The sequence below is a fragment of the Microscilla marina ATCC 23134 genome, assembly GCF_000169175.1.
GTDB classification, from domain to species: Bacteria; Bacteroidota; Bacteroidia; order Cytophagales; family Microscillaceae; genus Microscilla; species Microscilla marina.
Genome location: NZ_AAWS01000012.1, coordinates 26857 through 43195, shown reverse-complemented (window position 1 = coordinate 43195; position 16339 = coordinate 26857). Strand labels below are relative to the sequence as shown.

General features: G+C 40.7%; 14 protein-coding genes. 8 read left to right on the top strand and 6 right to left on the bottom strand.

What is annotated here, in order from left to right; translation table 11 throughout:
- The first annotated feature begins 119 nt into the window (after positions 1–119).
- Positions 120–1340, top strand: a complete 1221-nt coding sequence (locus M23134_RS12755; RefSeq protein WP_002696659.1) for an acyltransferase family protein — start codon at positions 120–122, stop codon at positions 1338–1340.
- Between the two features lie 220 nt (positions 1341–1560).
- On the opposite strand, the gene M23134_RS12750 is transcribed toward M23134_RS12755, so the two are convergent.
- Positions 1561–2025 (bottom strand): MarR family winged helix-turn-helix transcriptional regulator, encoded by a 465-nt coding sequence (locus tag M23134_RS12750; RefSeq protein ID WP_002696657.1) that lies wholly within the window; start codon positions 2023–2025, stop codon positions 1561–1563.
- A gap of 667 nt (positions 2026–2692) precedes the next feature.
- A complete protein-coding gene (locus M23134_RS12745; RefSeq protein WP_002696654.1) occupies positions 2693–3403 on the bottom strand; it encodes a histidine phosphatase family protein in 711 nt (236 codons plus the stop codon).
- 73 nt (positions 3404–3476) lie between these two features.
- Here M23134_RS12745 and M23134_RS12740 point away from each other — a divergent pair, with 73 nt between their 5' ends.
- Positions 3477–4310, top strand: coding sequence for a peptidylprolyl isomerase (locus M23134_RS12740; protein WP_157558466.1), 834 nt, complete (start codon positions 3477–3479; stop codon positions 4308–4310).
- Positions 4311–4372: 62 nt separating this feature from the next.
- Here the strand turns inward: M23134_RS12740 and M23134_RS12735 are convergent, their stop codons facing one another.
- A complete protein-coding gene (locus M23134_RS12735) occupies positions 4373–4597 on the bottom strand; it encodes a transposase (protein WP_002696649.1) in 225 nt (74 codons plus the stop codon).
- 696 nt (positions 4598–5293) lie between these two features.
- Here M23134_RS12735 and M23134_RS38040 point away from each other — a divergent pair.
- The 3 genes from M23134_RS38040 (at position 5294) to M23134_RS41120 (ending at position 9042) form a co-directional block, all read left to right on the top strand.
- Entirely contained in the window at positions 5294–8128 is a 2835-nt protein-coding gene (locus M23134_RS38040) for an SBBP repeat-containing protein (RefSeq protein ID WP_002696648.1), read from the top strand.
- A gap of 486 nt (positions 8129–8614) precedes the next feature.
- Positions 8615–8749: a transposase domain-containing protein gene (locus tag M23134_RS42715; RefSeq protein ID WP_394330660.1), complete on the top strand. Its 135-nt coding sequence runs from the start codon at positions 8615–8617 to the stop codon at positions 8747–8749.
- Positions 8750–8895: 146 nt separating this feature from the next.
- Complete coding sequence (locus M23134_RS41120) at positions 8896–9042, top strand: hypothetical protein (RefSeq protein WP_002696644.1); 147 nt, start codon at positions 8896–8898, stop codon at positions 9040–9042.
- Positions 9043–9046: 4 nt separating this feature from the next.
- Here the strand turns inward: M23134_RS41120 and M23134_RS12720 are convergent, their stop codons facing one another.
- Together M23134_RS12720 and M23134_RS38035 are read right to left on the bottom strand one after the other, a co-directional pair.
- Positions 9047–9784 (bottom strand): LytR/AlgR family response regulator transcription factor, encoded by a 738-nt coding sequence (locus M23134_RS12720; RefSeq protein ID WP_002696643.1) that lies wholly within the window; start codon positions 9782–9784, stop codon positions 9047–9049.
- Between the two features lie 19 nt (positions 9785–9803).
- Entirely contained in the window at positions 9804–10814 is a 1011-nt protein-coding gene (locus M23134_RS38035; RefSeq protein WP_002696641.1) for a sensor histidine kinase, read from the bottom strand.
- Between the two features lie 886 nt (positions 10815–11700).
- On the opposite strand from M23134_RS38035, the gene M23134_RS12710 reads away from it, so the two are divergent.
- Entirely contained in the window at positions 11701–13395 is a 1695-nt protein-coding gene (locus M23134_RS12710) for an amidohydrolase (RefSeq protein WP_002696639.1), read from the top strand.
- 184 nt (positions 13396–13579) lie between these two features.
- Here the strand turns inward: M23134_RS12710 and M23134_RS12705 are convergent, their stop codons facing one another.
- The gene (locus tag M23134_RS12705; RefSeq protein WP_002696637.1) at positions 13580–14470 is read right to left on the bottom strand and encodes a 3-hydroxybutyryl-CoA dehydrogenase; all 891 of its coding nucleotides are present in this window, start codon (positions 14468–14470) and stop codon (positions 13580–13582) included.
- A gap of 212 nt (positions 14471–14682) precedes the next feature.
- On the opposite strand from M23134_RS12705, the gene M23134_RS12700 reads away from it, so the two are divergent.
- Positions 14683–15318 (top strand): TetR/AcrR family transcriptional regulator, encoded by a 636-nt coding sequence (locus M23134_RS12700; protein WP_002696635.1) that lies wholly within the window; start codon positions 14683–14685, stop codon positions 15316–15318.
- 133 nt (positions 15319–15451) lie between these two features.
- A complete protein-coding gene (locus tag M23134_RS12695; RefSeq protein ID WP_002696633.1) occupies positions 15452–16327 on the top strand; it encodes an SDR family oxidoreductase in 876 nt (291 codons plus the stop codon).
- Positions 16328–16339: the final 12 nt, after the last annotated feature.

Genomic DNA, 16339 nt, shown 5'->3' with positions numbered 1-16339 from the left:
AGCCATTTGTTCAGATTTGCTGAATGATAAGCACTGTTTCGCCTTTAAAAACAAGACAACCAACTAATTTGTAAATGCTCTAAAGAGGAAATGAACAAAGTAAAATTTAGTAGATAACCATGCAAAAGAACAAGCAAACATTGACTCAGAAAGAACGCCGCTACGATATCGACTGGTTGCGTATTGTATTGATTTTTAGCGTGCTGTTGTTTCATGTAGGAATGGTGTACCGGGGAAGCAATGAAGATTGGCACATAAAGAGTCCTCAAACCAGTGAATGGCTGCACCACCTCATGGTACAATTGCATATTTGGCGAATGCCGCTATTGTTTTTTATATCGGGGGTGGGCACCTACTTTGCCTTGGGCATAAGAAACAGCCGCAAGTATTTGGCAGAACGAACCAAACGCTTGTTTATACCATTACTTGCTGGAATGTTTGGCATTATAGTGCCCATTCAAGTATATATAGAGTTTCTTCTCAGGGGTAGGTTTCAAGGCAGTTTTTGGGATTTTTATCCTACAATATTCGAGTGGGTGCCCTACCCCAATGGAGCGCTAAGCTGGCATCACCTCTGGTTTATTTTATACCTTTTTATTTACTCATTGCTTGCCCTTCCTTTATTTTTACAATTGCGTACCACCAAAGGAAAAGCTTTTATTAAGCGACTCACACGTATTGCCAGTGGCAAGGGAGCATTGTTGCTGGGTGTACTGCCAATTTTGCTTGTCAAGGTTTTACTTAAGCCCCACTTTCCAGAAGAGACTCACGCCTTGTACAATGATTGGGAATACTTCACTTTTGGCTGGATGTTTTTTATTACTGGATATATGATTGCCTCCCATCAGCATTTTTGGGACATTTTGAAAGAGCAACGCCGTATATTTTTGATAGCTTGGGTGCTTGCATCAGCATTTTTGTATTATAACTACTTGGCTACGCCCAAAACCTGGATTTTCCCCAAGTTACCTTTTGACATTCGTTATTGGTGGATTTCTCAAACAATGGTTGCCTGGTTTAGCATGTTGGCGGTGATGGGCTATGGCTATCGTTATTTAAATATTCGGCATCGTTGGCTCAAGCCACTCAATCAAGGGGTGTATCCTTTTTACATATTGCACCAGCCTGTCATCATTGTCATTGGTTTTTTCTCGGTGCATTGGGGGCTGGGTGTTTGGGCTGGTTTTGTGGTACTTACGATTCTTTCTACAGTAGTCTCTATAGGTATTTATTGGTGGCTTGTTCGTCCATTTGCCCTGATGCGGACATTGTTTGGAATGAAACCCAAGCCTACCCTCAAAAAAGAAAGTGAGCCAACACCAATAAATCAACTTGCCTAAGAGCTTGTTTAAATTTTCGGTCATAGGAGGTTTTATGATGGGTTTTCGGATTAGATACGTCAAATTTACAATCAGGAAATCCTCGTAAAAGACCTGATTAATGAACCAAGCCGCAGGCGAGCTCTGCCTCTGCCTTTTGGCTAATTTTAAGCAAGCTCTAAAGCCACAAAGCGTGAACAAGTTACCCTGTTCACGCTTTGTACAAAAAATTAAGCATTGATTATGCTCCTACTGCTACCGGACGTTTATAAATTACATTGAACGCATCTAGTAGCATGTCTATAGACTCTACTACCTGCAAATGTTTGTTTTGAGGTATTTGTTCCAGCACTTTTCCTATTGATTTAAAAGAGCGGGTGCGAGCGTTTTCGTATACCTCTTCGCCCAATTTAGTAATCACTACATAACTGGCGCGTTTGTCGTGCTCAGCTTTCATTTTTTCGAGCAAGCCTCTCTTTAACAAAGGCTCAATCAAACGTGTAGTAGTACTTTTGTCTATGCCCAATCGCTCGTGTAAATCGGACAAAGGCATGATCTTGTTTTCTCGAATAAGATCAAGCATGTAGCATTGATTCAATGTAACCCCTGTGTTGTTTTGCGACTTTCGGTCAAAAAAACGCAGGGTTTTAGATAATTCCCTTACAGTATCAATGATTTTTTCCTCGATGTTAATGTCGTTTTTCATAATAACTCTCAAGTATTTTCAGCCAATGGCATGCCTTACATACCTTCAAACCTGAATTGTTTTTTAATGCAAACATTTAGATCCTAAATGTCTGTTGTTAGAAATTATTAACCTGATAAAATTTATATTAATACGCTTCCAATATGTGCTTGCTTGTTCCATCACTTGGAGTATACAATCACCCTTTTGTTTTGAACACAGTGCATAAGTGTGTTTAATCAAAAGTATTTGGTAGAATATCAGCTAGTTGAAAAGTATTCTAAAGTAAATGTTTAACGAAGTTATGTGGTAGCAGGAGTGTTTAAAGCAAAAATATAATGCTTAAAATATGTTGAGTGGTGGCTAGGAAAAGCTGGATTACAGTTTTTTTCTTTATGTTTTTTGCTAGTGCAAAGTTAATCTATTTTCGTATTCTTTAGTATTTCAATCTGTATTTTATCTTGTTTTAATCGAATTATTTTAGTCTACTTAATGCTTTGATAACGACATAAGTTGTATTATAGTTTTTTTAAGATAAAAAAAGAGTGATTTTACCTAAAAATAATATGGTTTGAATACCTACTTAGACAATGGAATTGTACAAGTCGCCTGTTTTTTGCCACAATAGTTGTATAGCAAGACTGTAAGTGGTGTGGTGTGGCAAGCTATACAACCCTGTAGAGGCAGTTTATACATAAGTAATCAACGCAGGAGTAGTCAAGTGAGGAATGTTGTTGAAACTCTTGAGGTAAAACTGTCCTTTGTTATACTGAAACTCGGTAAAAGAGGTGTTCATTACCTGCCAGTTGAGTTCCATCATTTTTTCGTCGCTAATACCCAACAACAACCCAGTGAGTACGCCAATGGTGCCGCCCGATGATATAACAATGCCCGAGCTTTTGCCTTCCATTCCATCCAGTAAAGTTTGATAAGCCCGCTGACAACGTGCCTTAAAGTCGACAAAAGACTCATACCCTTCTAAACCAAGCTCGCCTTTTGCCCATTTCTTCAACGATTGAAAAAACAATTTCAAAATACTTTTGCGTACTTCAGGGTCAGTTTTGCCTTTTTGCTCCATAGCCCCCTTTAGTTCAGGAGCATCGGCCATGAGTTGGGGCAATATTTTATTAAATATGCTGGCGCCCTGATGCTCATTAAAATCGGCATTGGTAAACACCTCAGGAAACCCCGCACTATGGGCATACTTTTCTATAATCCCTTCGCTGGTTTGGCGGTGGCGTTGCAAGTCGCCTTGCCAGGCAATGTCAAACTGAAGCCCTGTGTTTGCCAAATATTCGCCCAAATGGTTTGCCTGAGTTTTGCCCAAGTCAGAGAGTTGATCGTAGTTACTTTTCATAAAAGACGCTTGTCCGTGTCGTACCAAGTATAAGCTCGCCATAATGTCTTTAATTTATTTTAAATTTGTTGAAAGTTACCATTTTGTAATATTACAAAAACCTGAATCAAAAAAAATGAATCATTTGTTTACTCCCCCTGTTTTGTGGGCAATGCTACTGGTTACGCTGTTGTGTAGTTGTGGCAAAAGCGAAAAAAAAACCACCAATACCTCCTACAGTGCTTATGATGAAGAACTGGAGGTAGCAGGTAAAAAGAAAGAGAAGAAGAAGAAAAAAAAGAAGGGAAAAACGTTTAACCTGCCAAGTATTACCCTTACTCAAAAAAACGTAGAAGAAGAACTCAAAAAATATGGCGCAGCCCACCCCGAAAGCGTAGTAATGATTTATACCCGAATGGGCAACCTTAAACTCAAACTCTATAAAGAAACACCTTTGCACCGGGCAAACTTTATCAGATTGACCAAAATCAAGTATTTCGACCGTACCCAGTTTCATAGGGTAGTCAAAGATTTTATGATACAAGGTGGTGGTGGTGGTGGTTTGCACCGCATCAAACTCAAAGGAATCATAGGCAGTTACCGCATACCTCACGAAATAAAGCCCAACCGTTTTTTTCATAAACGAGGGGCGCTTGCTACAGCACGAATGTATGAAAACAACCCCATGAAGCGTTCTAATCCTTATAATTTTTATATAGTACAAGGCACTAAATACAATGTGCCCACGCTCAATAATATGGCACAAAAAGAGAAGCTTAACTTTAATCAGGCACAAATGCAGGCATATACCAATATTGGTGGGGTGCCCTCGCTAGACGGCAAGCATACGGTGTTTGGCGAGCTCCTAAAAGGCTTTGATGTACTGGACAAAATTGCCGCAGTGAAAACGAAAAAATCGGAGTGGCCAGCCGAAGACATTATCATTGACTCGGTGCGGGTGGTAGAGTAGTAAAAAACAATGGTGGTAAGTAGCTTCTACAGCTTAAAGCTGCTAGTGCAGTCTTTTAAAGATTAATAAAAAGCTACTTCTGGATGTTTAAAGAACTGAGTAATAAGTTTGGATTGTTGCTCAAACTTTTCTAACGCCTTGCTCAGTTCTTTCTTCAATGCTTCTATATTCTTGAATACTCTGTTCCTTAAACTTACATTTTTGAGGTAATTCCAGACTTGTTCCGACGCATTGAGAGCCGGGGAATAGGCTGGCTGCCTTACTACCTTGAGCCTTCCTTTGGGCAAAGTCTCTAAAAATCGTTTAAGAGTTTGATCAGCATTAATAATTTTATAATCCTGTCAAGGTTGATAATACAAATCTAAAGGTTGAGCTCGCAAGCTCGGAATGACACGTAAATCATAAATTTTTTAAGATAACAAAGTCTACAAAAGCAAGCAAAAAGTTTCATAAAACTACCTTGCGAACGTTCGTTTGAAAAAATCACCCATTTAACAAAACTCCTCTTTTTTACAGTTTTTGCCAATGCGAGTCTATTGAACTGAAGGGTTTCCAAACCAACCACAGCTCAATATTATTTCACCTGACCAACAGAAAAGGGTATGCGAAACTGGAGGTTTTTTCTTGCTATATATATTTTTGGTAAAAAGAAAAGCGGTACATTTGTTGAAATTAGCATACCATTTTCCTTCGTCTTATTAAAATAGGATGCCTTACAATGATGTGACACAGAGAATTTACAAATTACGCTTTTCTATCATCGTGTGATACCAAATATAAGCCGTTGTTCCTAAAATGCGTTGCTTGTAAATACTGTCTTTGCAGCTTTATGTACGCTTCATTTGAGATAAGACAGCCTTCCAGACGCAATATTTTCAATCCTAAAGCCCACCACTACTTTTGGGCGAAGTAGTAACCTTATTGCAAATTATTTTAATATTCATGTTGTTTATCAAAACTACCACATTTCTATTTTTAATATCATGAAAGTACCATCACTCAGGCCACACAAGTTTCTAAAACAAATACAAAAGATTTTATTGCTGTTATGCTGGGTTGGCATATGCAGCATACAAGCTCAAAACTATGAGTGGGCACATGGTATAGGCGGGACAGACTTCGATGCCGCCAATGATGTGGCCGTAGATGCCAGCGGCAATGTATATGTTGTAGGGAATTTTCGCAGTACCAATGTAGATTTTAACCCCAGTGCTGGAAACACTGCAAACTTAACCGCGGATGTTATAGACGTTTTCATCGCCAAGTACACAAAAAATGGTGACTACCTATGGGCGCACAAAATAGGGGGAGCCAATACTGACGATGGGTTAAACATTGCAGTAGATGCCAATGGCAATGTATATATCACCGGAGCTTTTAGTGGCACTGTAGATTTTGACCCGAGTGCCGGAGGGGTTGCCAATTTAAATGATGGTGATGGAACTGGATTTTTTGCCAAATACGACACCAATGGTAATTACGTTTGGGCACATAATATAGGTACCAGCAGTAAAGGCATTGCCGTAGATGCCAGTAACAATGTATATGTTATTGGGGATTTTTTTGGCACTTTAGATTTTGACCCAAGTACTACAAACACAGCAAACTTAACGGCTAGCTCCATAGATATTTTCTTTGCCAAATACGACACTGATGGCAATTATATGTGGGCACATAAAATAGGAGGCAGTGGATTTGACTTCAAGAATGGGAATAGCATTGTAGTAGATGGGAGCGGCAATGTCTATATCACCGGAAACTTCAGGGGTGCCAATGTAGATTTTGACCCCAGCGCCGGAAGCACCGCCAATTTAAGCAGTAATGGGGATGCAGATGCGTTCTTTGCCAAGTATGATAGTAATGGCAATTACTTGTGGGCACATAAGATTGGAGGAACCGCTTATGACGGTGGCGTGGTTATTACAGTAGACGGGAGTAGCAATGTTTATATCATTGGCGCCTTTACTAGCTCCAATGTAGATTTTGACCCGAGTGCCGGAGGCACCGCCAACTTAAGCAGTAATGGAAATTTAGATATTTTCTTTGCCAAATATGATAGTAATGGAAATTATGTGTGGGCACATAGTATTGGAGGAACAAACAAGGACTCTGGCAGAGGCATGACGGTAGATGGGAGTGGCAATGTCTATATCACTGGTTATTTTCAGGGATTCGATGTAGATTTTGATCCGAGCGCTGGAGGCACTGCTTTGCTAAGTGCCAACCGCAGTACATCCTCAAGCATTTATGTCGCCAAATACAATAGCAACGGAGAGTATATATGGGCATATGAAATAGGAGGCGACGATTCTAATAACGGTGCTGGTATTGTACTGGATGGGCAGGAAAATATAGTCTTTACCGGGTACTTTTCCGAGGATAATGCAGACTTTGATCCTAGTGCTGGAGGTACTACTCCCCTGAGCAATCAGGGGCAATATGACATTTTCATCGCCAAATACTGCCAATCAGCACCATCGGGGGCGGGTAGTATTACAAGTTCGGCCACTACAGTGTGCCAAAGCCAAACCGGGGTTACCTATACCGTACCTGCTATTGCCAATGCTACGGGTTACACCTGGACTTTGCCTGCCGGAGCAAGCATTGTAGCTGGGGCAAACACCAACAGCATCACCGTAGACTTTAGTGATGCGGCAGTAAGCGGCAATGTAACTGTCAGCGGTACCAATGCCTGCGGAAACGGGACCACCTCAACGGCGGTAGTCGTGACCGTGAACCCTTTACCTGCCAGTGCAGGGAGTATTACAAGTTCAGTCACTACGGTGTGCCAAAACCAAACCGGGGTTACCTATACCGTACCTGCCATTGCCAACGCTACGGGTTACACCTGGACTTTGCCTACCGGAGCAAACATTGTAGTCGGAGCAAACACCAATAGCATTACCGTAGATTTTACTGCTGCCTCAAGTGGCAATGTGACCGTAAAGGGAACCAATGCCTGTGGAGATGGTGCAATTTCGGCTGCCTTGGCGGTGGCAATTAGTACTTCGATTGCTCCGGCAGTGAGCCTCACTTCAGATACCAACAATAATGAAATCGTTCAAAGTACCAAAGTCACCTTTACCGCAACCCCCTCCAATACAGGAACTGCTCCTACCTACCAATGGCAAATAGATGGCGCAAATATAGCGGGAGCAACCAACGATACTTATGTAACCAGTACCCTAAAGAATGGTGAGACAGTATCGGTAATTGTGACAGCGAGTGAACCCTGTGTAACCACACCCACGGCCTCGGCAAGCTTATCGATGAAAGTTGTAAGCCTTCCAGATCAACCTTTCAATCTAACAGGAGTATCTACTTTGAATGAAGTAGTGTTATCGTGGCAGACAACAGGAACAGGCAACGAAGCAGGTTTTCACATCCTCAGATCAATCGATGACAGCAGTAATTTTGTAAATATAGTAACGCTTGGTGCAGACATAAGAACCTATACAGACATCGGTCAATCGCCAAACACCCAGTTGTATTATAAGGTGGTAGCTTTTAACATAGCAGGCGAAACAGAATCAGCTATATTTAGTTTTCTGCTGACAGGTACCAACGAAGAACTGACCAACGTATATCCCAACCCGTTTTCCAACACATTCAGCGTAACATTAGGCCCTTTGTTTCAGGACAAAGTAAATGTAAGATTGTTAAACCTTCAGGGGCAGTTGATAAAGGATTTTGGCTTGTTGGATACTGATGCACTATCTCAGAAGTTGTTTGATGCTTCTACGATTTCCTCAGGAATATATATACTTGAGCTTGTCACAAACAAACATAGAGTCACTGTACGGGTGTTCAAAAAGTAGTTTTTTGATCATTCATAAACTCAAACCTAGTATCAATAAGTTATTAACTTTTAAAATACAGGTATGGAAAGTAGGCCTTAAGAGCTTGTTGAGATTAAATTGGTTGAACTCGCAAGCTCGGTTTTCGCTTTTGGGAGTTATTGTGTTGAATTTGCCTCGATGCATCGCACCTGTTGAATCGTAATTTTCTACAAAATCTGTTGTCTGATAGTCCTACACTTCATTGTGTATGTCAAAATACACTACTTTTTTAGCATAGACGAGGCTGTCTCATAATATCTTTTACACCAAATAATATTTTATAAATAGTGCCATAACTGACAGGTTTTCAAAACCTGTCAGTTCACAATCCCGAAAAGTGGGGTATAAATTCTGAGAAAGTAATTTTCTCTTAAAGAAAGTTTGGCAGCACTAGACTTATGAGACAGCCTCTTATAACTTGTTGAGTTTGAAAAAACACAGGTTATTTTAAACCTCTTCTACTCTTTGATTGGTTCTTGCAAAATGGCAGGGGTAAATCCACTCACTTGGCTTGCATATGTGATCAAAAACATCAATAACCACCCCATCCAAAAACTACATCTTTTGTTGCCCAGCAACTGGAAAACGCAACAAGTTTAAAATAGAACCCCTTTGAATGAGGGGATACGATAGTAGCAGAGTCACCGATGTTGATGCTCTGCCCAGCTTTTTGGTAAGAGTAAACACCTCTAAAGATAAGAGATGTATTAAATAATGAACAAGCGAGCATCGAGAATGCAGAATTTATGTGCTTTGTATCTTTCCAAGAGGGGGGTTATCATAGAGCCCCCAACTTTGACCAGGCACTACCAGAAGACGAAATAGGTGTAGAAAGAGCCATTGCTCTTGATGACGTGAGATTTGAACTGGCTCAGCTGGAGGCTTCACCTTAGCCCATTAACCATCCAAACGCTTACTCGCAATCAAATCATAAAAGGCACTTCGGTTGCCTTGGCTTAAAGGTAAATGGTGTTTTTGGATAGTAATGGTATTGCCTTGAATGCTGTCGATGTGGGCAATATTGATGATGTAAGAACGGTGAATACGGGTAAAACTATCGGAAGGTAACTTTTCGAGCAAGTGACTCAACGAAGTCAAACTAATGAGTATTTCGTTGGGCAGGTGTATTTTCACATACTTTTGTAGCCCTTCAATAAACAATATATCTTGGGTCAACACTTTGACAATTTTCTGATCGGTTTTGATAAAAAAATAAGCTTCGTCTTCTTTGGTTGTTTCTAAGGTGGCTTGATGAGGCTCCGGAGGCGTAATTGTCTGAGGCACGCTTTTGATCACCTTATTGACTGCCTGAAAAAAACGGTTAAACTCAATGGGTTTGAGCAGGTAATCTACTACGTTGAGGTTAAAAGCATTGAGGGCATATTCGGCATAAGCCGTGGTAAATATAATGGCGGGAGGTTGTTTGAGGTTACGCAAAAAATCTAAGCCACTGAGGCGGGGCATTTCAATGTCCAGAAATATCAAATCTATAGTTTGGGAATGAATTGTCAGGCTGGCTTCGATGGCTGAGGGGAAGACTTGCTCTAATTGCAGAAAAGGAACTTGTTGGACATAACCTTCCAACAACTCTCTGGCAAGGGGTTCGTCGTCAATGATGATACATTTATACAACATGAGGAGTTTTTGTCTAATGTCAACGGTCAAGCTGAATATACAAATTTACCTGAAATGAATCATTGTGTTGGGTTATTTTTAACTCATGTGCTTGTGGATAATGTAACTCCAGCTGACGCTTTGAGTTGGTCAAGCCAATGCCACTCGTTTTAGTTTTATTCAGGGCAGGTCTTGCCAGGCTATTGTTTACCTCTACCACCAATTTATTCTCAGCTTCTACACAAATGCTTACCTCTATCCAAGCGTTGGCATCGTTAAAAAAGTTGCTGTGTTTAAAGCTGTTTTCTACAAAATTGATCAGGATAAGCGGAGCGATTTGGTGCTGACTGTCCATTCCTTCGGTATACAAATCTATGTTTTGCGATGTACTCTTTTTGAGCAACTGAAGTTGAATGTAGTTGTCAATCATTGCTACCTCTTTGTGCAAGGGCACACTTGCCTGGGCGCCCTCATAAATCAAGTAGCGTAAAATATCTGCCAGACGAGTCACCATCAGTGCCGCATTGTCGTGTTTTTGTTGGCATAAGCTGTAAATATTGTTTAAGGTGTTGAATAAAAAGTGAGGGCTGATTTGGCTCTTAAGCAGTTGTAACTCCGTTTCTAATTGTCGACTTTTGAGCAGGAGGGCTTCGTTGGTTTTAACAAACCATTGCTTGTAATACCAGTATAGGCAAGAAAAACCCACTAACAACAATGTAGTCAACAACATCATTGTCAGGTTGTTGACAGATACCTCTATCAATAATAACTCTCCCAAGCCGCTATATACCAATAGGCTCACAAACACCACAAACACCCCTGCCAAGCTTAGACCGTAGCCCACATAACGCTTGGGTTGCCATAACTTAGGAATCAGTATAAAGTAATGAATGTATACGATGGCGGCATGCAGGGTCAATTCAAGCAGTGCCCAATGCCATGACTCTGCCAAAGAAGAATCATGAAAATAGTCGTTGAGAATAAATAGATAAACAAATAACCAAAAAAGTGCTTGGTCGAGCCAACGAATATGTTGTAAAGAGTTTTTCATTTGCTGATGGTTTTAGGGAGTAACCAACAAATAGTATATGCATTTGACAGAGGATGTTTCACCCAATAGTCCATAGCACCGACAGGAGCAAGCTTTAAGCAACAAGTCCTTAGATACCGATGTATATCGGTGCTTCAAGTTGCCTCCTGTTCCAGAGACAACTAACAAAATCATAATATACTTATTTTCAGTGGTTTATGAATTTGTTAGTTAGAAGTATTTAGTCGATAGTCGATAGCTGATTCGAGTAAATGTTTACCTTGTTAAATGCTGTAAACCAGTATTTTATATTAAGGTTGCTTACTCAATTTATTTTTAAAAGTGTATCGGTTTTACGCCCAAACACCCAATTAAACAGTTTTTAAATTCGTAAATAACTGAGAACCAGCAAACAACTTTGACTAAAATCACTGCGGAGTATTGTCACCCTGATACGTCGTTAAATTTTAGCCGTAGGCAGAGCTCAGCACAGCAGAGCTGTAGCTATCGGTTTTGACCACGACAACATTTAGGGAATGTTGGGCGAGGTTGAGGGACGCTGCTACACTCGCAACCGTCGCACAGGCTGGCTCAACATCCACTGGATGTTGCCATCTCGCCTCCAACCAAAACCTCTCACTGAAAATACGTACTTTATTTAGTGGTTACTCCCTTACCACCTCATAATAAGCATAAGTCCACAATTTTTTGTATTTTTTTCTCTCAATGAAGCATTCTCAGGCACGAAAGGCTAGTCACAGGGAATGAAACAGTTTTGAACCTTTTATACGCATTGGTTCGGTCAATGAGTCTATTCGGGTCACAATAGGTTTGATTCATGGAATATTTTTTTTCTTGTATTAATTCTATACGTAATTAGTTCTAAAATACAGTTTAAAACAGCGTTATGAAAATATTCACCTATATCATTCAAGCGTGCCTTGCTATAGTTTTATTTGGGGCAAGTGCTTGTAAAAAAGATGCTCAACCTCAGGTACAAGATGCCAGCGAAAAACTTTTTATCAATGGTAAAATATACACGGTAAACAACGCCGCACTATGGGCAGAAGCCATATTGGTAAAAGATGGAGTAATCACCTATGTAGGCACAACTGCGCAGGCAAAAGCACAAGCATCTGCCAATGCGCAAGTGATTGACTTACAAGGGCAAATGATGATGCCAGGCATTCACGATGTACACATGCATCCGCTGGAAGCCAGCACTAATAATTTTAAATTTAATTTGAGCAATGCCGAAACCAACCCCGAAAACTACGCTGCTACCGTCAAACAGGCCATCAAAGATCACCCTGGGACAGGTTGGCTACTGGGTGCAGGGCATTCGCTCACAACTATTTTGGCGGCTACCCGTGCGCCTCGCTTGATCTTAGACGAGCTAAGTAGCACCCGCCCCATAGGTATTATGGAACAAACTTCTCACTCGTTTTGGTGCAACTCTAAAGCCCTTGAAGTGTTGGGCATTAGCCAGCTCACCCCCGACCCACAAGGGGGCATTATTGTACGCGAAGCTAATGGAGCACCTAATGGATTGTTGATTGACAATGCTGGAGAATTACTTGCCGAGGCAGCACTCAAAGCTACCAATGCCAAAGAAGCAACAGATTACCAAGGTTTGGTAGAGTTTGCCCTGCCCGAAATGGCAAAATATGGCATCACCTCCGCTTGTGAAGCACGCACTTTCTGGAAAAGGAATTATCATAAGGTATGGCAACGCATAGAAGCAGAAGGCAAACTAACAGCTCGTGTTACACTGGCACTTTGGGCGTACCCTGCCGAAGACGATGCGTCACAAATACAAACCCTGAAAAGCTTGTATACTAACGATGATACCAAGCTGCTGCGCATCAATCAGATAAAACTATACATGGATGGTATTATACACAATACTACGGCGGCTTTACACACCAACTACCAGCAAGATGTACTGGGCAATGGTATTGGCAATGGCTTAAACTACTTTACGCAAACACGTTTGGCAAGCTATATTGCCCAACTTGAATCTACTGGGTTCGACTTCTTTATTCATTCTATTGGCAACCGTGGTACTACCGAAGCCTTAAACGCCATTGAAAAATCGGGCACAGCCCAAGGCAGACACCGCCTCACCCACCTCGAAATGGTACAAACCAGTGACTTGGCAAGGTTCAACGCTTTGAATGTAACGGCAGACTGTCAGGTAGCGGGTAGCTTTACCCACCCCGACCACTGGAGCGAAAATGCCGCATTGGTAGGCACTGCTCTAGCCAATGATTTGGTGCCTTTGAAAAACTTGGTAAATGCCAAGGCTCGTTTAACTTTGAGCAGCGATTGGGATGTAAGCACGCTTAACCCATTTGTAGGCATGCAAAACGCGGTGACACGTAGCCCTCAGGAAATTAGCCTGGCAGAAGCAGTAAAAGCTTATACCATCAATGCAGCGTATACTATGCGACAAGAAAACAAGGTAGGCACTATAGAGATAGGCAAAGAAGCCGACTTGATTGTACTGGATAGGGACATTTTTAGTATTTCGCCCAGTACGATAGGACAAACTCAGGTAGTACAGACTTATTTGCGGGGCAAGTTGGTGTATCAAAAATGATAATAGTCCACAGTTTTCAGTCGATGGTCGACAGTTGTTGCATAAATGCAAGTTGTTAGCAACCTACTGAAAATCAATAAATTGAAAATTATGACACAATATATAAATAAGTAAAAACACAAAAAACTCCCCCAAGGGTGAAACTACACCTTTGGGAAGTTTTGTATAAAAGGTTTAATCTACTTTAGTTACTAAAACGCGCTGCCACGAAAGCCTCTTTCATTCCTTTTGAGTAGTCATAAAAACCTACTCCAGACTTAGCACCCAAGTGTCCGGCTTCTACCATATTTACCAGCAATGGACAAGGCGCATATTTTGGATTACCCAAACCATCGTGCATTACCCGCAAGATAGACAAGCACACATCTAAACCAATGAAATCGGCCAGTTGTAAAGGGCCCATAGGGTGTGCCATACCCAGTTTCATTACGGTGTCTATTTCCTCTACTCCACCTACACTCTCAAACAAAGCATAGATTGCCTCGTTGATCATGGGTAATAAAATACGGTTGGCTACAAAACCAGGATAGTCGTTTACAGAGGTAGGTACCTTGCCTACTTTTTTGGAAGCTTTCAATACTGCTTCGGTCGTTTCTTTAGAGGTAGAGTAGCCATTGATTACCTCTACCAGTTTCATTACGGGCACGGGGTTCATAAAGTGCATGCCAATCACTTTTTCGGGGCGTTTGGTTACTGCGGCAATCTTGGTGATAGAAATAGAAGAGGTATTGCTGGCAAGTATGCAGTTTTCGGGCGCGTACTTATCTATGTCTTGAAAAATTTTGAGCTTAATATCTATATTCTCAGTAGCAGCTTCTACCACTAAATCTACAGCTTTTACTCCCTCTTCAAGGTTGGTGTAAGTAGTAATGTTGCCCAGAGTAGCTGTTTTTTTAGCTTCGTCAATTTTTTCTTTTTTTACTTGACGATCCAAATTCTTTGAAATGGTAGCCAATGCTCTTTCCAAAGCTTCTGAATTAATGTCAATCAGGTTTACTTTATAATCGTTTTGGGCAAATACGTGGGCAATTCCATTCCCCATTGTACCAGAGCCAATGACTGCTATATTTTTCATGATGATAGTTATGTTAAATGAATGATCGGACATGTGTATTGAGGCGGCAATATCACAATTATTTGGTTTAAACTCAAAAAGAAGGGATTGATACTGATTGAGTGCAATGGTTTCAGTTTTTTTTCATATTTTTATTTTGCAAATAAGCGTAAACAATTAACTTTATGTGCTAAAAGTGACCACTGGTCATTTTAAAATCGTTACAGAGTAATATGGGAGTTCTTGAAAGAAAAGAAAGAGAAAAAAAACAAAGGCGAAATGCTATTTTAGATGCTGCAGAGAAGATTTTTTTCCGGCAGGGTTTATCTAACACCTCCATGGACAGCATAGCCAAAGAAGCTGAGTTTAGTAAAGGTACATTGTACTTGTATTTTAAAAACAAAGAAGAACTCTACCGGGCAGTTTTATTACGTGGTTTTATACTGCTGGAGCAAAGACTCAAAGAAGAAACCAACGAAGAAGAAAATGCTTATGACAGCCTCAAAAAAATCACGATGGCTTACTATAAGTTTTCTCAGGAAGAAGATGGGTACTTTAATGCTATTTTGTCTTATCAAGACGATGAGTTTGACCTGGACAACCTGGAAGTAGAATCGGGTAAATCGGTAAAAGCCGGTAATCGAGTGATGCAAATACTCATTGATGCACTGGAACGAGGACGGAATGATGGCAGCATTGATCCTAATATCAATCCAGTAGAATCGGCATTTGTGTTGTGGAGCCAGTTTACTGGTTTTTTGCAAATGATTAAAAAGAAGAAAGAGATCATTGATCACTATTTTACAGTAGGTGCTGACCACTTGTTGGAGACTTACTTTTTACTTCTCGAAAAATCCTTAAAGCCATAGAGTAAACACCAAAAACACTGAATAAAGAATCTATTTTCTGCATTTGGTGTTTGGTGCATAAATACTTGACTAATGGTCATAAAATGAATTATAGCCAACTATATTATACCATCACTTTAAATAATGTATTATCATGACGAAGATAAAAGACAAGAATATATTGATTACCGGGGGAGCCAACGGTATTGGTAAAATACTAGGCGAAAAATGCCTGAAAGAGGGGGCCTCTCATTTGGTTATTTGGGACATCAACCAGGAAAACTTAACCAAAACAGTGGATGAGTTTAAACAAAAAGGGTTTGGCAATGTATCGCCCTATATTGTAGATGTATCAGTCACCAAAGATATAGAAACTCAAGCTGCCAAAGTATTATCAGAAGTAGGCAATATAGATATTCTGTTTAACAACGCGGGAGTAGTAGTAGGCAAACAGTTTTATGAGCATACCGCTCGCGACATTGACAAAACCATGCAAATTAATGTAATGGGGGTCATGCATGTAACCCGTTTGTTTTTACCCGGAATGATAGAAACCGGAGCAGGGCACATCATCAATATTGCCTCTGCTGCCGGGCTTACGCCTAACCCCAAGATGTCGGTATACGCAGCTAGTAAATGGGCGGTACTGGGTTGGTCGGAGTCTTTACGGATAGAGCTCGAACGCACTGGTCCGGATTTACACGTGACTACAGTTACCCCCAGCTATATCAACACTGGCATGTTTGACGGTGCCAAGGCTCCATTAATTACGCCTATCTTAGACGCTGATGATGTCACCAACCAGATCATATCAGCTATTAAAAGCAATGAAATACTATTGCGTGCGCCAAGTTCAGTGAACTTACTACCCATTTTGCGTGGAATATTGCCTACGCGTATATTTGACTTTGTGGGAGGCACTTTGTTTGGTATTTATGACACAATGGCGGATTTTATTGGACGACCAAAAGGGGAAGCTTTACCAGAAAAAGACAACAAAGCTTCGAAAACTGAAAAGGCAAAAGCATAACATTTGTATTAA